A 19212-nucleotide genomic window follows, 5' to 3' on the forward strand; every position below is an offset into this window, starting at 1 on the left:
TTCCTTTGTGGTTAGATGCCGGTGATGCGATCGAGACGATCGAGAACGGAAGCGAGCAGTGCTTGTCTAACAAAAACCGCGCCAGCCGCTTGTGCAAAATAGAGATTGTGGTCGGTTTCGTCCAAATCGTCCGACAATTCGTTGTTGCGAGCGAGTGGATGCATGATGACGGCACCCGGCTTTAGATTGCTGTTTGAATCGAGCTTATAGCGGCTATCCAAGTTTCGGTAACTGTCGCCCAGGAACGCAATCGAATTGACGTATACCACGTCTAACTCAGGCAGTACTTCTTGAACGTCGTTAACGATATTGATTTTGATCGGCGACTCTTCAATCGGTTCGGTCAAATCCAATCCGACAGGATCCGCCATTTCGGAAATCAGCGTAATGTTGCTGACCGATTGTTCGAACATCAGCGACAACCGCAAAAAACTCTTCACCGCTCGCATCGATCCTGGCGTTCCAATGATCCCCAGATGCACTTTGCGGTCTTGGGGGCAATCGGCAAGCGACAACTCCGGTCGCCATTTCAGCAGTGCGTACCAATCAATCAACGCTTGAGTCGGATGATGCCCGGAACCATTCCCCGCATTGATGAGTGGACGCTGTAGATTACGACGAATTTCATCGACGCTGTCCGTATCGGGGTGCCGCATTATGACGACATCACCATACGTATTAAACATTTCGCCGATATCGGCTAACGATTCTCCTTTGGCGATACCGGTGACTTGGCCATCAGGAACCGACAACACTTTTCCATCCAATCGCTGGACCGCACTTTCAAACGATAAACGCGTCCGCGTGCTCGGTTCAAAAAATGCGGTGATCGCTATTTTCCCATCGAGCGGTTTATCGAGTTCGACGTTTCGAGTTTCCAGTAAAGCTGCCAACTGAGCGATCGCGACAATCGTCCGGCGATCGAATTGACGAGGGTTCACGATCGATTGACCGGCTAACGCCTGCAACGCTTCGCGGTCGACTCGTCCGTCGGTCAAGTCCAACAAATCCTCGGCGCGCAGACGTAGACCTTTGGAATTCATTGGCACCACAGCGGAACGAAGTGGGTTTTGTTTGCGGACAATCTCGTCGGCACCGGCCACTCCTTCGCTCCCTTTTTTCTCACTCGACTCGACTCTATCGGACATTGCATTCTCCTTTGCACCTGTACTCAAGTACTTCACCAGATTTTCTTGTTCTTCAAATCGGAAATTAAAAACGCGACTAGAACCGCCACTCCCACACTACAATGCACCAGAGCACCAATCACGAGAATACGCAACAACCATAAAGGAAACATCATGACGCTTCCCCCGCCACCTGTGAATCGTTTGCAGACACTCGACGAATTTTCGATTCGTCGCTGAGCGACTTGAAATCAAAATCCGCAGGTGACACCAACATCCCCAGACCGAACACAACACCGGAAACAGCAGCTCCAACCAGGGATGAAACAAACCAACCTATCGTGAAGTAGGCGATCAGCCCACAAACACTTCCGGAAACCATTGCCAAACAAGCCGCCATTGGGCTCGCTCGCCGAGAATACAATCCGCCAACAATCGGCCAAATACAACTGCCGACCATGGGGCCAGCAAAAAACAAAACGGTTGCGAGCGTACCTACATTTGGCAATGCAACGGTCCAGGAAAAGAATCCCAACAAGATAATACAGAGGCTCGAAAGATTTCGTTTCGTGCGATCGGACGCCTTTTGCTTCATCAGCGGCTTGATCATATCGTTGACCATTAGATCGGCCGTGGCGGCAAGTAATGAATCGATGCTAGAGGCCAATGAGCAAAACACCACGACGAACACCAATAACGCGCCACCCCAACCAAGCAGCGTTGCTGCAACCATTGGCCCAACCGTATCGGGTTCACTCACACCAATTCCAAGGGCGGGCGCCGCCAAGCCTAAGAAGCCCGCAACAATAGGGATCGGCAACCAAAGAAGACCGCCGAGTGCATAGGCTTTTGGTCCCACACCCTTACGCATCGCAAACGCACGACTCCACCAAACGTTGCTATGAAAAATCTCACCAAAGCCGAATAACATATTGTTAAACAGCGACATCAATGCCGCAGGAAAGAGCACCGACAACAACATTGGACGATTGGCCGATAATTTTTCGTGGACGTCAACAATGTCAATCTTTACCAGGACGGCACAAGCAACAACAACCAAACCGACCAGAATGATCAGACTTTGGATGAAGTCCGTTCCGATCACAGCATACATCCCACCGAATAACGTGTAGAGCACACAGACAGCAATCACGACGGACATGCCAACGGGATAAGGAATCCCGGATAGCACGTTGAGCAACTTCCCACCGGCCATCGTCATCGAGACCAACCATGTAAGCGCATAGAAGATCGAGATAATGAGAAAGGGCACCATGCCAAGTAGACCATATCGGCGTCTGATGAACTCGACCGCGGTGTAACCCTTCGGCATCAAGCGGCGGATACGCCCACTCATCGGAGCGAATGCAAACAAGCCAAAACTGGCTGTCGAATAGGCGAGCGCCCCCCAAATCCCCAATTGCAATGCAAACTGGGGTGCCAACATCGTCGTGTTCGATGTGATCCAAGTCGCTACAGCCGTTGCCGTACCAAGCGCCATACCAACATTGCGGCCAGCAACTGCAAACCCGTCATACGATTTCGCCCGTCGTCCCCACCAAACTCCAAGCGAAATCCAGAGAAGACTAAACAGAGCGAGCATGACATACCCCGCCTGTGCACTCAACACTGGAGCGTAAGCGACGAGGGCGCTCGTGCTAGCGGAAACACCCGTCATCCAGGCCGCTCGGATTCACCGGCAGGAATTGCAGCTGACTTTTTATCAGCCGTCAACGCTCCGTGAGCGATGATGCTAATCAAGGCCACAAAGATAACTAGCCCAATCGTGAAGACGATCATCGCCTGGGAAAGTGGCCAATGATCAACCGTTACAATCGCGGGCTTAGCCGAAGTCGCCAGTAAGTTACCGGCGCTGTCATAGGCCTCAACGATGAACGCATGTTTGCCGTTAGACAACCCTGAAATGAAAGCTTGTTCAAACGAACCGCGATAAGGTTGGCTACCGTTATCCTCAATCACCACATATTCGGTCGCCGATTCGACTGGATTCCAATGGAGCTCGACGTAGCCTTCACGAAGGTCATCGAACCGAGTGGCTGCAAAAGCCAAATGGGTAGGCAATTCGCTAATTTTGTCCGTCTCGGTTCTTACCGGTCCCAACGCGGTGGGACCCAACCCTGTCGAGTCCGAACCTTCAACGTCCTGGAGCTTCGATTCCGATTCTGACTCGACCGATTCTGACTCGACCGATGTAGAATTCGCTACATCCCCTTCGATCGGCGCACTTCTTGCCGAAACAGGCGAAACCTGAAAGAGGACGACCAACAGCAAACCAGCAAAAGCAGTTCTAGCAAGGCGGCGGTGGTTCGTTATGCCAAAGCGGCAAGCGATAGCGTTAGCTCCGAAATCGAAAAAGTGATTTGTCATGATTGCAGGGCCGATTGTAACAGCTTTTGCGATTCCCAAAAAGCTGGGGAGACCGATTGTTTCGATCGCTCCTATTTTAGAACGGCATGCTTGCCACGCAAACGGTAAATCACCAAGAAAATGCGCCATTAAATAGGCAAGACGCAACTACCGGGTATTTTGCGAGCAATCCGAAAGATCGGTATGGCCCAACTTCGTTCAGCGCGTATCAATAATTGCTACCGATTCGACGATGTGTTTATTATCCCAAGGACGAACGACGTGAGACGTTGGTCGTTTCCTTTGAAATGATTGTGAAGGAAGGATCTTTCACCCCTAAAATGATTTCACCCCGCTCCCCCCAGTTCATTCCTTTGAGGGCAACATGCTCGTCCTATCCAGACACCGTGACGAAAGCATCATGATTGGTGACGATGTCGTCGTTACCATCGTCGATATCCGAGGTGATAAAGTTCGCTTGGGTATCGAAGCACCCCAGTCGATTCCGGTTCATCGTCAAGAGGTTTACGACGCGATACAGCGAGAAAACCGCAAAGCCTCGCAAACCGGAACCGATGCGACGAAAGACGTTCGCCCGGGTAAAGCGTGACCCATCTCCGCTCTGCTCTCCGAGCGGAAAGCGTTCTCGGCCCAAAATGCGAAAGCTGTCGTCAAGCCAATCGGAGGACGCCGCCAACTCGGAGAGCTAAGCGTCATTGCCGCAACATTGCCTGAGACGATCCACGTATCGATCTCTTTGGCCGGCTCAACACCAGTCGAACTATCGCTCGATTTTTGGCAGAGCAAGAAAATCGGTTGCGGTCGCAATTTGTTCCGCTTCTTCTTGAGGAGCGAACAGCGATCCGAAGAAACCAGGTGTCTTCGTTTCAGTCGTCGCCGGTTCCTTGGCGACGAACAAATTTGCAGGCGACAAACGACTGGGGTCGAAAATCTCTTTCGTCTTTTGCCAACTCTTCGACGCGGTATCCTTTACGTCACTGACCAAACCATCTTTCTTTTTGATGATCCTTGTCTTGTCTTCCTGACCGGGAAGCATGGACTTGAAGGACGGCATTTTCCAGTTCATCGGATTGAGATTGCTCATGAATTGGCCTATCGACGCTGGGGCTGAAGTCTCAGCTGGCGTTTGAGCTTCAACCGAAGAGCAACACAACGCGATCGAAAATGCAACGCCTAACGCTGCCGTGATGTTTTTCATTCTGTTCATGCAAAGAAATCCTTGTGCTAGCAGGCCAGGAAAGACCCAGAATACTCCAGCTTCCTCGCTGGATGCAAAACGTTTGAACGTGAACTGTTAACGAGCAAATCGTCCTATCGCATTTTCACCCGATCGATTGCAAGAGCAATACCCAATCGATTTTCCTTGACTCCTCTCAATAGCCAACGCCTTTGGCCGCGTGCCCAGCAGACCGCGAGTTTTAAATATTGCGTACCCGTGCCCCTATTGGACACACGGCCTAACGGAACGGCTAAAACCATCGATTTTTGGAAAAGTTTCTGTACTCGAGGGGTCGAATGAATATAGATGCCAGCCAAACAATAAAGACGCCCTGCCTGTCGATAACGCCAGTCAAGGGCGACTTCAAATCCATTGCGGCACGTTTCTAGCATTGCGTCTAATTCGCTTTCATGAGACAACCGCTATGAACGTCAATACTGGTATGCCACGGTGACCAATGTTGCAAATCACAATCCTTTGTTCACAAGCAATATCCGTCATTGGCGAATACTTAAACACAAACCGCGTGCACCCAACAAGCTGCTATCCCTCCAGCAGGAAACCAAAAGATGATGAACCTCCTTACCTACACCGTCCAGTCGGTCCATGGATTGCAAGAAACATTTCAGGTCAGTCCGAATGGGACCATTGATACCCATCAATTGTGCCTGATGGTCGACCGAGAAGAGGCCAATATCAAAGCGAAAGCACCGAAACCAAGCAAGCCTTCTATTCGCCAAGCGAAGAGAGCATCACGCTGAAAGGGTGCTCGAAAGCTTCGTTTTTGAGCAGCTTGAGATTATCTCCTTTTCGCTGCTGCATTCGTCAAATGCGGCAACGGCGTTAGACAACGTACCCCCCCAGGGTTAAGGCATTGCGAGCAAAACACAGCAAACCGCAACCCTGGGTTTGGGACGCCCCCCACTGAGCACCCTAACGGCCTGACGGTTTGCTCATCATCAATTTGTAATGGCCCGAACCCAACAGGTCATCAACTCGCGACCTCAATTCCGCCGTAATATCGACCTTGTACTTATCGCTCTTTAGATGGACGACTTCACCTTCGTTCAAACTCAGACTGATCATCATGTCCTTGGGGCCGGGATAGCCGCGCAAAATTTCTCGCAGCCGACTGAGCAGTTCGGGGCTATGAGTGACCTCGTCGATCGTGATCCGCATTCCATGTGTATAACGTTGGTCAAGACTTTCAATCGGAATTAGTTCATCGACAATTAGGTTCGCTTCGTCACCGCCGCCACGTCGATCAACCTTGCCTTTCGCCAGGACGACCGAATCAGGTTTGATGCTGTCTCCAACGTCGACGAAACCTTTGGGCCAAACGATACAGCGGATTGCGCCTTGCATGTCCTCTAAATCGAAGTTTGCATATTTTGAGGGAGCACCCGGCTTTGGATTCTTTGTATGTGCAATTTTGATCGAGCTAATCATACCGCCGAGCGTCACTTCGCCGCGGTCTTTGATATCGGCCAAACCGTCGGTTGTGTGCGTGCGAAAGGTAGCTAGTTTTGGCTCAAACTCAGCGAGCGGATGGCTGTCGAGGTAATAGCCCAGGACTTCTTTTTCGGCCAGCAATTTCTCACGTTCAATCCACTCGTCCATTTCCGGCATTGGAGCGGAGGAGGGTTTTCCAGTGTCCGCTTCCTCTTCCTCATCGAATGCCCCAAACAAACTGGTTTGACCACTCTTCTTGTCGGCTTGGACCGCAGCCCCTGCTTGAAGTGCTCTTTCAATAACGGCGGTCAATTGACTCCGCTTGGCACCGAAACTATCCATCGCACCCGCTTTGATCAGCGTTTCGATCGCTGACTTGTTACACGCCGACGGATCGACTCGTTCACAAAAGTCGTAGATATCTTTAAATGGCCCATTCTTCTTTCGTTCCTCTTCAATCGAAATGGCTGTTGAACCGCCACAAGCTTTGATCGCCGACAAAGCAAAGAAGATTTTCCCATCGGCTACTGAGAAGTCTGCGTCGCTGGTGTTAACGTCAGGATGCACGATTTCGATCCCCATGCGATCACAGTCCTCCATATGTTCGACAAGGGCATCTTTGCGTTTGAAGTTACGTCCCGAAATATCGCTCGACAACAATGCCGCCATAAACTCGACCGGGTAATGGGCCTTCAGGTAAGCGGTCTGAAAAGCGACCAAAGCGTAGGCGGTCGAATGCGATTTATTGAAGCCGTAACCGGCAAACTTGACGATCAGGTTCCAGATCTCTTCGGCATCTTTTTTACCGAGACCGTTTCGACCGCAACCTTCGATAAAGACGTCATGATTCTGGTTGATCAACGCTTCTTTTTTCTTACTGATCGCCTTGATACAGGTGTAGGCTTTGGCCAGTGGCACGTCACCGAGGCGGTTCAAAATCCGCATCACCTGTTCTTGATAGACCATGATCGAATTGGTCTCTTCAAGAATTTCCTTCAGTACCGGATGCTTGTACTCGGGTTGTTGGCGACCGTGTTTGATGTTGACGTAATCGTCAACCATCCCTCCCTCGAGCGGTCCCGGGCGATAGAGTGCAGCGGTCGCGATGATGTCGCTAAATTGGTCGGGCTTCATCCTCGTCAGCAGGTCACGAATACCGCCCGATTCGAGTTGGAAGACACCTTTGGTTTCACCGCGTTGAAGCAGAGCATAGCTGGCCTTGTCATCCAGCGGGAATTTCAGAGGGTCAACCGCTTTGCCAGTCGTCTGTTCGATCAACTTAACCGCCCGGCTCATGATCGTCAGGTTTCGCAGCCCGAGAAAGTCCATCTTCAGCAAACCCGATGCTTCGACATCGTTCATCGACCACTGAGTGATCACGTCTTGTTTGCCGGGAACTCGTGTCAGCGGAACGTATTCCGGTAGCGGCTTGTCGGCGATCACGACGGCAGCGGCATGAGTGCCAATGTTGCGGGCGAGACCCTCAATCTTCATCGCCAGATCCAGCAATTCCCGGACTTCGGGGTCACCATCATAAGTCATTTTCAAGTCGGCACTTTTTTCGAGCGCTTTCTTGATCGTGATCTTCAGCTCATCCGGGACCATTTCGGTGATCTGATTGACTCGAGTGAGCGGGACGCCGAGAGCTCGCCCGGTATCCTTGATTGCAGCTCGAGCCGCCAACGTCCCGAAGGTTCCAATTTGGCAAACCATTTCGCTGCCGTACCGACGTTTCACATAATCGATGACCTCGACTCGACGTTCCTTTTCAAAGTCGATATCGATATCGGGCGGCTCCGTGCGGCTTTCGTCCAAAAATCGTTCGAACAACAAATCGTATCGCAGTGGGCACACATGCGACATGTAAAGCGCGTAACAAACGATTGCCCCGACACCGCTACCACGAGCAGTCGCTGAGATCCCTTGATCTCGAGCGTAATTGACAAAGTCCCAGACGATCAAGAAATAGGTCGGGAACCCCAACTTTTTGATCACCCCAAGTTCGCGGTCCAAGCGCGCAATCACTTCCTCGGATAATTCACCATTTACAATCCGCTGCGGGTCGCCCTCGTAGCGGTCAAGTAACCCCTGAACACAAAGCTCTCGCAAATAATCGATCGGCTCTTTGTTATCAGGACATTCGAAGTTGGGGAAATAATGTTTGCCAAGTTCAATATCGATATCGACGGAATCGGCAATTTCTTGGCTGCGAGCACAGGCGTGTTCTAGGCCAGGAAACTTTTCATACATCTGCTCGGGGCTGCGCAAAAAGAATTGATCATTCTCCATCTTCATCCGCGACGTGTCGGTGCGGAATCGTCCGGTATTGATGCAAAGCATGATGTCCTGGGCTTCGGCATCGGATTGATCAACGTAATGACAATCGCTTGTTGCGACGAGCGGAATGCCAACCTTTTGGGCAATATCCACCGCCCCAAGGAGTTGCTGCCGCTGGATCTCGACGCCGTTGTTCATGATCTCGATGAAGTAGCGGTCGCCGAAAACATTCTGAAACCAACCCGCAATGTCACGAGCTTCTTTTTCGTGTTCCTCGGTATCGATCCCTTTTAGTATCGCGCGGCTAAATTCGCTGCTCACACAACCTGACAAGCAAACGATACCTTCATTGTACTTTTCGAGAATTTCCTTATCGATTCGTGGCTTGAAGTAGAAGCCCTCAAGCGACGCAGCGGAAGCAAGCTTGACGAGGTTTTTGAATCCAGTGCGGTTCTTGGCGAGCAGCGTTAAGTGATAGCTAGCTTGCTTACTACTCGTCGCCCCTCCTTTGTCAAAACGACTGCCCGGTGCGATATAGGCTTCGTAGCCGATGATCGGATTGATGCCCGCATCTTTTGCTTTGCGGTAAAACTCCAACGCTCCGTGCAAGTTACCGTGGTCGGTAAGCGCCATTGCGTTCATTCCGTGGCTGACGCAGCGATTAACCAGTTTTCCAATATCCCCCGCACCATCGAGCAGGCTGTAGTGGCTATGGCAATGCAGATGAACGAACGGCTTGACGTCCGTCTTGAGTTCGGTTGTAGGAGTTTCCATTGAAACGGCGCTATTCCTATTTGATTGGAGCAACCTTTAGTCGGCTTGGATCTTCATGTTCTTTATACACAACCCGTGGCGACGGGCACAACGTCTTCGATCGGGAACAACGTCTTCGAACGGGAACAACGTCTTCGAACGGGCACGCGTTGCCTAGCCCGGATGATTCATTAGCCGTTTTGGCGATAGCGGCCTGTCGATTTAATCGGTTTGACTCGACTTATTGTTTAACGCCAAGCCATAGGCGACCACTTATGGAAAAGCTGACGCCTTCGGCTAAGCGTTAAACGATTAAATCGACAGCCCGCTAACGCCAAAACGGCTAATACGCAGACTGTTTTTCGAGCAATGAACGTAAACGCTTGAAGGCGTAGACGTTAGCAAAACAATTTCCAAGCCCATGAATAATCCGGGCTAGCAAATTCACTCGTTACGAAGCTCCCGCCTTCTGGGCGGGAAGGTGGGGGGCTGAGACCTGAGACCTGAGACCTGAGACCTGAGACCTGAGACCTGAGACCTGAGACCTGAGACCTGAGACCTGAGACCTGAGACCTGGGTCCTGAGACTTGAGACTTGAGACCTGAGACCTGAACCTGAGACCTGAGACCTGAAACCTGAAACCTGAGACCTGAAACCTGAAGCCTGAGACCTGAGACCTGGGAACGAGGATCGCGGAGTTCGTGGCGACGATTCCGGCTTATCTTGGCTGGTTGACCGAAAAACCTTTTTCGGGATACCAGGCCGTATTTCCAGCCTTGGTTTTCCCGCGAACGATCGCTCGTAACGATCCATCGGCGGCAATGGCAGCAGCGATCTTTCCCGACGCGGGATCGAGTGGGGGCGTCGTCTCCATTTGAACGGACAAACCATTACCAATTCGCCAAGCTTGTTCACGGTCAAGCCGCATGACAGGCAAATGCTCGACACCTTTGGTCGCGGGTTCGACAAATCGGTCTAATGGCGGCACTTTCAAGCGTTCCGCAGCCACCGCGTCTTCGATTCGAAATGGACCGATTCGGGTACGGCGCAAATGTGTCATCACAGCGTTAGCCGAAACGGACTTAGCTAAATCGATTCCTAACGATCGAACGTAAGTTCCCGACCCACAAACAATATCGAGTTCGATCAGCGGATACTCATAGCGAAGAATTCTTAACGAATGAATCATCACACGACGCTTCGGAATTTCGACTTTTTCACCACGACGAACTCGCTCATACGCGCGCTTTCCATCAACCCAAATGGCTGAAAATGCAGAGGGAACTTGCTCAATCTCGCCGGTCAACGCAGCCGCCGATTTTTCGAGTGCGCTGATGCAAGGTTGCGGATCGGAGGGATGCTCGACAAGCGGTTGCTCCAAGTCGCCCGATGCACTCGACACGCCAAAACGGAATGTCGCCCGATATTGTTTTTCACACTCCTGAACGTACTCGACCAATCGAGACGCGCGTCCAACCCCGATCACCAAGACCCCCTCGGCTAACGGATCGAGCGTACCCGCGTGTCCCGCTTTATGCGGACGGATACGATTGGCCACAATGTTGACCACATCACGGCTAGTCATACCAGCCGGTTTGTTGCAATTGATAAAACCGAACATCACGAACTCTTGGGCCGAAACGCCACCAACCTTGCTTCGCGAGTCCTCAGCGATGGCCCTCCGATCAAATCGATACAGTAGGGAATCGCCGGAAAAACGGCTTCCAAACAATCCGAAATTGCTGCCGGTTTTCCAGGTAAATTCAAAATCAAGCTCGAACCTCGAATGCCCGCCGTTTGTCGAGATAGTATTGCGGTAGGCACGATCTCCAGCGACGCTTTACGCATCTGTTCACCGAAACCGGGCATCATTTTGTCGCACACCACCTCGGTGGCTTCCGGGGTGATGTCGCGTCGGGTCGGCCCCGTCCCCCCCGTGGTCACGACAAAACAGCATTTTTCCTGGTCGCAAAGCTCGATCAATACTTGTTCGATTCGCGATTGTTCGTCTGCGATCAAGCGAGAAAGCGGTTCAAAGGGACTCATCAACACATCGTGGAGATAATCAAGAATCGCCGGACCACCCCGATCGACATACTCCCCCCGACTGGCCCGGTCTGAGACGGTGACAATTCCGATTTTTATTTGATTCACACCTAACAACCTTATAAAACCGCGTCCCCATTGGCCCGCCCGTTGAGGGGCGACCCGTTGAGAGGGCACCCGTTGAGCACGGCAAAATGCGAAAAAGCCACACAACCCAAACAGATGATGCATTGCAAAACCATAACTTAAGTGCACCGTCTTCACTATGGCAACCTGGTTGCATTTGACTCGGCCCCCCGGATCGCGGGTGGGAACGCAGTGGGAATCGGGAAAGAAGTCGGAAGTTTTGCAAAACCAAGCGTCTAGCATTCCATAGAATTCGTTCCGCAATTGCAGATTCTGGCGCGCCGCTTGCCCTACCTACCGTACAATAGATTTAGACTCTGCCATAATGGCACCGTCTTTGCTCCTTCTACCTGGCGTATAGATGATGGACACTTTGACTGGAAACCTGTTAGTTGCTTCTTCTTTGGTGACAGATCCGTTGTTGTCGCGTGGTGTTTGCTTACTCGTTCATGATGACGAGGACGCCGTGATTGGCGTCATGTTGAACCGCCCGATGCAACCCAATCCTGCTGCCTTGATGGCGATGCTCGATTCCGTTTCTGAAATGTCGGAATCTGGCGGTCCTGATTCACCACCCGATTCAAAACCGCCGCAAAAGTCGACCAATCGATTCGTGCCGACCCCGACTCCGACCAGCAAGCATCACAAAATGACGCCTGCGCGGGATCAGGTATCACCGTCCGATTTTGTCCATTTTGGAGGCCCGCTGAGCGGTCCCGTGGTAGCGATCCATCAACTGAGTGAGTTTGCGGAAGCGGAAACAGGCAAAGGGATTTATGTTGCGGCTCAAAAGCAACACCTTGAGGGTCTCGTAAAAAATCGGCCTGGACCTTACCGATTGATCATTGGCCATCTAGGATGGGAGCCGAGTAAGTTGGCGGATGAGTTGGAGGCAGGTCTTTGGCATGTCGTTCCCGCAACCGCACAAATCGTCTTTGAAGATTCCGAGCAGATGTGGCCACAATTGATCCGGCATGCGACCTCGCGGTCTTTGGCCAATTGGATCGGAATCAAAGACTATCCTGCAAATCCTGAATTAAACTAGCCAATCCCTACATTTTTTCTTTGGAGTTCCGTAAGCGAATGGGCCGACACGACGATGATGACGAAAAGAAGATTCCTTATCGGATCCAAAAAAGACGACTTGGAACGATTCGTTACGTCAATCCAGACGGTGAGTTTGGCTTTATCGAAGCAGAGGATTTTCGCGAAGACGTCTTCTTTCACCGCACCGTGTGGGAAGGCTGGGGCACGCAGAGAGACGTCCCTGTCATGCCGCCCCAAGAGTACATGTGGGTCGAGTTCGAATTGGATGATGACAAGTTCGAGCAAGACAAGAAGCTACGAGCGAAATCAGTGCGTCTGAGTCGCCGCCCCGAAGGCAAGAAATTGTCGGGCCGCGACGCACCCCACTTGGTGATTAAGCATCACCCAAACGCTCGCAAAAAACGACCGACTTGGCGCGGCTAAGAATTCGACTCGCCAATCCGCGACAACCACTCATCCGTTGCAATCACCTTGCTGATAAACATTTCCTGAGCGAATAAGTACTGAGCGAACAAGTACTAGCGAACAAGATTGCACGCTGAAGTTCGGCGGCTTTGACCGGACCCGCCGAGTTTTCGTCATCCCGTGTTCCCGTCGCAGCCTTGAGAAATTTGACCTTGTAACCTTGATGCATCGTTCGGCGTGCGGTCGTGTCGCAGTGGATTTGGGTCATGTCGCCAGCATCTCAGAGCGGCGTCACTACCGCGACGACTCCAATTCCTTGATCCGCTCCTCCAATGCGTCGATTCGTTCACTAACCGTGTCGAGTCGAGCGATCAAGGCATCCACGGCACTGTCACTCGATTTGGACGCTCTCGTTGAAGTTGGAGCCTGGGGCTGAGCTGCGGCTTGCTTTTCCAGTTTCGCCTCCAAGTACATTCGTTCTTCGGGCGTGTACAACTTATGCGCAAAGGTTTGGCCGCGACCGGGTGGCGACAATGGCTCCACAAGATCTTTTTCGATCAAAAGGTCGACGACCTCTTGGGTCACTTTCAAGTCGTCCAGAGCATACATACGTGATGCCCGAGTGCGAATTTCGCCTAGTGTTTGTGGTCCGCGCAGAAGCAACTCGGTCATCACGGCCGCTCCTGGGCTATCGACGTCCAACCACTCGTAAGCGGCATGACGGTACTTGGTTACTCGTCCGCTTCCTTGAATTTCCCTTGCCGCTCCGACTTTTTTGAGTTCGTCGAGCGCCGTCAAAACATCGTCTTCGTCCAGTTGCATTTGAGGCGATCGATTTGACTTTTGGTTCGAACCGCTAATGATTCCTGACACACTCAGGGGATAATTGTCAGGTGTGGTTTTCGCTTTTTCGACCAAAACGCCCAACACTCGTCGAGCATCTCGCGAAAGGGGAACAGGTGTTGGCTTATCCGAAGCGGTTTCATCGTTCATGGGGACGAATTCCTGTAGTGGGAAAGGAAGGGCGACAGGATGGGTCGAAAATTTGTGTTTACAGCGATCGCTATCGTATCCCGTCTGGATCAATGTACCAGAGTACCGATGGCGGCTCAAATGGCATCAGGTAGCTCCCTATTACTTTGTCAGCATTGAATCTTCAGCTCGTGGATTTTCGAAATTTTCTCGCCATGCTATAGTTTCGATTGATTTTCAATAAGCCGTTTGCACTTTAAACCCGATCGACCATCATGGCTATTCGCACTCTTTCCACCACAATCAAGGCAGACGATGTGGGGCGTGTTGATTTGGCGGTTCGCGATCTGACTAAATTGTCTCGCAGCCAAGTGCGCGGATTGGTCGATCATGGGTGTGTCTCGATCAACTCCACTCCGTGCAAAAACATTGGTGCAACGGTCAAAGAGGGCGATACGATCGTCGTCCGCTATGAACCCGCCCAAAGGTACAAAGAAAAGAAAAAGACGTGGGAAGACCGGACGTTTAGTGTGCTTTATGAAGACAGCGATTTAATCGTTGTCGATAAATCCGCGGGTACGTTAACCGTACCAACCGATCGGTTGGAAACGAATTCCTTGGTTGATCGTGTCTCGATCTACTTGAGTCACTCGCGAAGCCAGCGGCAAGCTTGGGTTGTCCATCGCTTGGACCGTGAAGTCAGCGGTTTGCTGGTGTTTGGAAAACACAAAGAGATTGCCGATGCGTTGATTGAACAATTCAAACAACGCAAACCAGATCGCGTCTACGTGGCTATTGTCAAAGGCTTGATGGACCGCGACGAAGGTACCTTTCGTGCTCATTTGGCAACCGGCAACAATCTTGATCGTTACATTACCCGTCCGGGAAAAGAGACGGAAGAAGCGATTACGACCTTTCAAGTTCTCGAGCGATTGAAAGACACGACGCTTGTGCAACTTCGACTTGAAACGGGCAAACGAAATCAGATCCGAGTCCAGTTGGCGGATGTTGGCCACCCTGTCCTCGGTGACCCGCGATACCAAGCAAAGAAAGCTCAACATATCGGCTGGGTGCGCAAACGGATTGCTCTGCATGCCAAATCATTGTCCTTCGTCCATCCATCGAGCAACGAAAAGGCCGTCTTCGATTCACCCATTCCCAACGCCATGCAACGATTCATCGCAGGAAATCGATAGGGCATTAGCGGAAATTTTTGCTTCCCCCCTACCGGCGAAGCCAGGAAGGGTGGAAAACCGAGTCTGCAGCCAGATTTCCGAGGGAAACTCGTCCTCGCTACTCGAACCGGGTGTGGACGCCGTGTGTAAGCCTCTCTCCGCGCCAACACTCGCTGGTTGAACCTCCCCAAACCACGTTCGCAGAGGGTATCCATCGACGGAATCCCTTAACGTGTTGCGCGCGGGGACAACACGACTAGCAACAAGCACCTTCGACGTAGACCGCTGGCCCGGCCGAGTTTTTCACATTGGTTTCGTAGAAGGTTGGTGGTTCATAGGTCCACCCATTTCTCAGCCGCTCTTGTTCTGCTTCTAGCTTTTTGAAAAGGTATCGGCCTGCAATCGGGGCCGCTCGCCGTGATTCATCTCCGAAGACCACATGCAATTCATCGAGCAACCTCGTACACTCCTCCGCCAACCGCTTATCATTTGCATACGCCTTACGAGTCGCCCACAGTGCGCCGGCATAATGGATTGGCAACGATTTGGCCTCAATCGCAAAGCGGCGTCGAACGCGCTCATCCGTATGGTTCTTGTATCGCTTCCAGGCACGGAGGTTTGTGCGAATAATCCGCACCACGCTCGGCCCGTTGACTTCAAAGTCACGGTGAAAGGCCCTCAGCAACATCTCCGTTTCTTGCCCGCCCACGATGTGTGGATGGTGGAAGTTGAATCGTAATTGTCCGTGAATGTCAGGAATGGATATCTCGCTACGATCGAGCAGCGTTCCATTGCGTTCATGTTCGGCAAAAAGCGGCGTGCCGGGGATTGGGGTGTACAACATAAATTGATGAAACTCACTGTTGTGAGCGACCGCGTGATCGATCGCCGCATCGATGTTCTCGGGTGTGTGCTCTTCAAGCCCAATGATGCTCGACCCCAATACACGAATGCCGTGTGATTGAAGCTCCTTGACCAACGATAGCGTGTCGGTACCCGCCAACTTCGTGTACTGAGACGATTTCCCCTCGAGTCCCATCCATACCCAACACACGCCAAGTGCAATGAGTTGTTCCATCGTGTACATCTTTATCACGTTGGCGCTGCTAAACAGATAGAGCGACCACGGCTTGTCGTGCTTTTGCATCAGCTCAAGTAGACCAAGGGCTCGCTTCTTGTCGACTAGGAAATTCTCGTCCATGACAAAGAATGCTTGAGTGCCGAGACTCGATTCGAGCTCACACATGATGTCGAAAAGCTGCTGTCCCGTTTCAAAAAACTTGACATATTTTCCCTTACCACCAAACATTGCCGATGTTGAACAGAAGTTGCACCCTAGCGGACAACCTGCAGAGGGGATCAATGTCGCGGCGATATCGCCCGGATGATTGATTAAGTTGACCCCCATGATTCGCGATCCGATATTGGCAATCACTTTGGGATGTTTTAGCGGCATCGACACATCTTGGCCAAGATAGGATCGCATCCAACAGACCCCATCCCCACGAACCACATGATCGAAATCACAAAACTCACTGAGCTGCGGAAAGTTGGCAATGTGACCACCAATAATGATCGTCGCATGTGGCAAATGCTTGCGGATCATACGACACATTTTGCGGACCTTGATCAGGTTCGTTTGAATCGAGCTGATACCGATCACGTCGTATTCGTGGTTTTTGATCTCTTCAAGAAACCGTTTCTCGGATGGGAAATCAAGTAGTGTCGTGGGAGCTTCAAGATTGACTTGAATCAACATCAATCCCCAAGACCGTTGGAACGTTCTCAGCGAATAGGCCTGTTGGACTCGCGTCACTTGGTTGTGGTACAACTCCATCGGATTGATCAGCCGACTTCCCGAACCATCATCAACCGCATAGGGACCGAACACACTGGTCAACAAGACCTTCGCATTGGCGCCGAGCGGATGTTTTGGAGAGAGGCCCGATGGCGACGCTACTTCGTCGATAGAAGACATGACGGATTTCTTTTTTAGGAAGAGGCAAAATCGAGATCCTTGATTGTCGTTAGGATGCCGTCGAACATGCAACCGCAAAAAGGCTTATTTGGACGGCGGGCAAATTGTCGCACACGTCGGGGGAGGCTAGCCTTGAGGCAATTCCATCCGACGCGTGAATCGGCTAACGCCACCACCCCCGCACCTACCAACTATGCGTTCGCAAGCACCCATTCCGTTGCGAATCGAGCCAGCTCCGCGGTATGCCTTAGACATAACTTGTCCTTGATACGCGATCGGTAGGTCTCGATTGTATTGGGGCTTAGAGACATCGCAGACGCAATTTGGCTCGTCTTGGTCCCTCTACCGATGAGCGTGAAGACTTCGAGTTCACGGTTTGAAAGGACTTTTGCTGGTTCGCGATCATCGATCGAATCACCGCTCGTCTTTTCCTGCATTCGTTTTGAGAGAAATTCAGGACTTAGGTAGACTTCACCCGCCAATACCGTGCGCAGCGCGTCGATCATCGTTTCGCGAGCATACCGCTTGTTGATGTATCCGCTCGCTCCCGCCTTCAGAGCCCGCTCGGCATACAACGATTCATCGTACATTGACCATACCAGCGTACGGACCGTCGGAAATCGACTACGAATTTCTTTGACCAGTTCGATTCCATTGCTGGTTTTTAGACAAATGTCCACAATTGCGGCATCGGGCTGCGTCTTTTCAATCGAATCGAGGGCATCATCGACGCCTTCGGCTTCGGCACAAACCTGCAGGTCCGATTCCATCTCGATCCGCATCGCCAAACCGTCACGAGAAATCGGATGGTCGTCTACGATCACGATCTTCGCCATGTCGAGCCCTTCGCCTGAATAGGTACCGCCACTCTTTTGACCGCCTAAAACACAAGAGACGATCGTCCCCATCGCTCACTTCTGATTAAGTGTTTTAGTCTACCGCCGATAATGCTGGCTCGATAGCCCATCGCACGCATGGAGAGACCCGGCACGCCAGTCCCGTGAATCAGCCAATTCCGCTGGCATCGGAGACAGAGACCCATTCTGCATCTGCAATTTGATTGGATGAATTTGCAACGCTTCGATCGACGCTTCGATCAATGCTTCGATCAATGCTTCGATCTGGTTTCGTTCATCGGTGACGCGTTTCGGCCGGATTGCTGGAGCCGTTGCTTTGCTCGGTAGCACCGTGTTGGCGGACCGGGACAAACAGGGACGGGTTCATTGACCATCCTCTTGGACTAGCCCAGCAAATTGCGATACATATTGATACCGGCAGGTCCAACGAGTACGACAAAAATGCCTGGAAAAATGAACAACACCAACGGAAAGATCATTTTCACCGCCGTCTTGGCTGCTTTTTCTTCGGCAATTTGTTTGCGTTTGGTTCGCATGGAATCACTCTGCACGCGGAGGGCGTTTGCGACGCTCGAACCAAACTTGTCCGCTTGAATCAAGATCGAAGCCAATTGCTTCAAATCGTCTACCCCGCTGCGATACCCAAGTGCTTGCAAGACGTCCGACCTCAGCCGTCCGAATTGCAATTGCTGATTGGCAACGTTGAATTCTTCGCCGATCGCTTTGTGGCTCTTAGCCATTTCCTCAGCAACCTTGCGCAGCGCTTGGTCCATTCCCAAACCGGCTTCAACACAAACGACCATCAAATCGAGCGCATCCGGTAGCCCCAGAAAGATCGCTTCCATACGCTTCTTGGCCTTGTACTCAAGCAATAGTTTGGGAACCATAAAACCAGCAATCAAACCGAGCAACAGCTTAATGACCATCCCTTGACTAAGTCCGTTCGCGACGAGCCCGAAGACACCGCCGAAGAATAAGCCAACACAGGCGATAATGAGCTGCAACCCTTTAAAAACAATCGGAGCCGATTCACCGCGAAAACCAGCATTCATCAGACGTTCGCGCAGAACGCTCATCTCCTTTTCGCTGCCTCGTACGGTATCCGCCAGAGGTGACGTCGCTTTCTCAAGTGCCGCTGCCAATGCTTGATTCTTCTTCTTTTTTAAATCGTCGCTCGAAAGCGACTCGTCGTCGCCACCTCCGCGGCGACTGCGCATCGCATCGAGCCTCGCCTCGGCGCGCGGCTTGTCATCCCCGCTCACGCGACCAAGTAGAAACCACGTTAGTGCGGTCACCCCAAAAAAGATCGCAATCGAGGTGATCATGACTGGACTGAACGAAGACTGGTTGACGGCTTGTGCGAACATGTTTATCGGTTTCCCGCTTTACG

18 protein-coding genes are annotated in these 19212 nt (G+C 51.7%); 5 read left to right on the forward strand and 13 right to left on the reverse strand.

Going from position 1 to position 19212, the window contains the following annotated elements:
* Nucleotides 1-11: 11 nt before the first annotated feature.
* The 3 genes from Q31b_RS00715 to Q31b_RS00725 form a co-directional block, all read right to left on the reverse strand.
* A complete protein-coding gene (locus Q31b_RS00715) occupies nucleotides 12-1043 on the reverse strand; it encodes an aspartate/ornithine carbamoyltransferase family protein (protein WP_146598668.1) in 1032 nt (343 codons plus the stop codon).
* 256 nt (nucleotides 1044-1299) lie between these two features.
* Nucleotides 1300-2805 (reverse strand): sodium:solute symporter family protein, encoded by a 1506-nt coding sequence (locus Q31b_RS00720; protein WP_146597785.1) that lies wholly within the window; start codon nucleotides 2803-2805, stop codon nucleotides 1300-1302.
* Complete coding sequence (locus tag Q31b_RS00725; protein WP_146597786.1) at nucleotides 2802-3515, reverse strand: hypothetical protein; 714 nt, start codon at nucleotides 3513-3515, stop codon at nucleotides 2802-2804. Before Q31b_RS00725 ends, Q31b_RS00720 begins: the two co-directional genes overlap by 4 nt.
* Nucleotides 3516-3879: 364 nt before the next feature.
* On the opposite strand from Q31b_RS00725, the gene csrA reads away from it, so the two are divergent.
* Nucleotides 3880-4104 (forward strand): carbon storage regulator CsrA, encoded by a 225-nt coding sequence (gene csrA, locus Q31b_RS00730; protein WP_146597787.1) that lies wholly within the window; start codon nucleotides 3880-3882, stop codon nucleotides 4102-4104.
* A 171-nt stretch (nucleotides 4105-4275) separates the two neighbouring features.
* Here csrA and Q31b_RS00735 read toward each other — a convergent pair whose 3' ends face one another.
* Nucleotides 4276-4722 carry a hypothetical protein gene (locus Q31b_RS00735; RefSeq protein ID WP_146597788.1) on the reverse strand — a complete coding sequence of 149 codons (447 nt, stop codon included), beginning with the start codon at nucleotides 4720-4722 and terminating at the stop codon, nucleotides 4276-4278.
* A gap of 581 nt (nucleotides 4723-5303) precedes the next feature.
* Between Q31b_RS00735 and Q31b_RS00740 the strand changes: the two genes are divergently transcribed.
* On the forward strand, nucleotides 5304-5495 hold the full coding sequence (locus tag Q31b_RS00740) for a hypothetical protein (RefSeq protein ID WP_146597789.1): 192 nt from the start codon (nucleotides 5304-5306) through the stop codon (nucleotides 5493-5495).
* Nucleotides 5496-5667: 172 nt separating this feature from the next.
* On the opposite strand, the gene dnaE is transcribed toward Q31b_RS00740, so the two are convergent.
* From dnaE to mog, 3 genes are all read right to left on the reverse strand, one after another.
* Nucleotides 5668-9237, reverse strand: coding sequence for a DNA polymerase III subunit alpha (gene dnaE, locus Q31b_RS00745; RefSeq protein WP_146597790.1), 3570 nt, complete (start codon nucleotides 9235-9237; stop codon nucleotides 5668-5670).
* 697 nt (nucleotides 9238-9934) lie between these two features.
* Nucleotides 9935-10837 carry a tRNA pseudouridine(55) synthase TruB gene (gene truB, locus Q31b_RS00755; RefSeq protein ID WP_146597791.1) on the reverse strand — a complete coding sequence of 301 codons (903 nt, stop codon included), beginning with the start codon at nucleotides 10835-10837 and terminating at the stop codon, nucleotides 9935-9937.
* Nucleotides 10837-11370, reverse strand: a complete 534-nt coding sequence (mog, locus tag Q31b_RS00760; RefSeq protein ID WP_231617200.1) for a molybdopterin adenylyltransferase — start codon at nucleotides 11368-11370, stop codon at nucleotides 10837-10839. Before mog ends, truB begins: the two co-directional genes overlap by 1 nt.
* A 379-nt stretch (nucleotides 11371-11749) precedes the next feature.
* Between mog and Q31b_RS00765 the strand changes: the two genes are divergently transcribed.
* Together Q31b_RS00765 and Q31b_RS00770 are read left to right on the forward strand one after the other, a co-directional pair.
* Entirely contained in the window at nucleotides 11750-12433 is a 684-nt protein-coding gene (locus Q31b_RS00765; protein ID WP_146597793.1) for a YqgE/AlgH family protein, read from the forward strand.
* 38 nt (nucleotides 12434-12471) lie between these two features.
* On the forward strand, nucleotides 12472-12858 hold the full coding sequence (locus tag Q31b_RS00770) for a cold-shock protein (RefSeq protein WP_146597794.1): 387 nt from the start codon (nucleotides 12472-12474) through the stop codon (nucleotides 12856-12858).
* Between the two features lie 43 nt (nucleotides 12859-12901).
* On the opposite strand, the gene Q31b_RS00775 is transcribed toward Q31b_RS00770, so the two are convergent.
* Nucleotides 12902-13108 carry a hypothetical protein gene (locus tag Q31b_RS00775; RefSeq protein WP_146597795.1) on the reverse strand — a complete coding sequence of 69 codons (207 nt, stop codon included), beginning with the start codon at nucleotides 13106-13108 and terminating at the stop codon, nucleotides 12902-12904.
* A gap of 26 nt (nucleotides 13109-13134) precedes the next feature.
* Nucleotides 13135-13833 carry a DUF480 domain-containing protein gene (locus Q31b_RS00780; protein WP_146597796.1) on the reverse strand — a complete coding sequence of 233 codons (699 nt, stop codon included), beginning with the start codon at nucleotides 13831-13833 and terminating at the stop codon, nucleotides 13135-13137.
* A 254-nt stretch (nucleotides 13834-14087) separates the two neighbouring features.
* Here Q31b_RS00780 and Q31b_RS00785 point away from each other — a divergent pair, with 254 nt between their 5' ends.
* Nucleotides 14088-15008 (forward strand): RluA family pseudouridine synthase, encoded by a 921-nt coding sequence (locus Q31b_RS00785; protein ID WP_146597797.1) that lies wholly within the window; start codon nucleotides 14088-14090, stop codon nucleotides 15006-15008.
* A gap of 235 nt (nucleotides 15009-15243) precedes the next feature.
* Here the strand turns inward: Q31b_RS00785 and Q31b_RS00790 are convergent, their stop codons facing one another.
* From Q31b_RS00790 to Q31b_RS00805, 4 genes are all read right to left on the reverse strand, one after another.
* The gene (locus Q31b_RS00790) at nucleotides 15244-16965 is read right to left on the reverse strand and encodes a B12-binding domain-containing radical SAM protein (protein WP_146597798.1); all 1722 of its coding nucleotides are present in this window, start codon (nucleotides 16963-16965) and stop codon (nucleotides 15244-15246) included.
* Between the two features lie 191 nt (nucleotides 16966-17156).
* Nucleotides 17157-17873: a response regulator transcription factor gene (locus tag Q31b_RS00795; protein WP_231617201.1), complete on the reverse strand. Its 717-nt coding sequence runs from the start codon at nucleotides 17871-17873 to the stop codon at nucleotides 17157-17159.
* A gap of 27 nt (nucleotides 17874-17900) precedes the next feature.
* Nucleotides 17901-18173, reverse strand: coding sequence for a hypothetical protein (locus Q31b_RS00800; RefSeq protein ID WP_146597799.1), 273 nt, complete (start codon nucleotides 18171-18173; stop codon nucleotides 17901-17903).
* 32 nt (nucleotides 18174-18205) lie between these two features.
* Nucleotides 18206-19189: a type II secretion system F family protein gene (locus Q31b_RS00805; protein WP_146597800.1), complete on the reverse strand. Its 984-nt coding sequence runs from the start codon at nucleotides 19187-19189 to the stop codon at nucleotides 18206-18208.
* Between the last annotated feature and the right edge of the window lie 23 nt (nucleotides 19190-19212).

The organism is Novipirellula aureliae, assembly GCF_007860185.1.
In the GTDB taxonomy this organism is placed as follows: Bacteria; Planctomycetota; Planctomycetia; order Pirellulales; family Pirellulaceae; genus Novipirellula_A; species Novipirellula_A aureliae.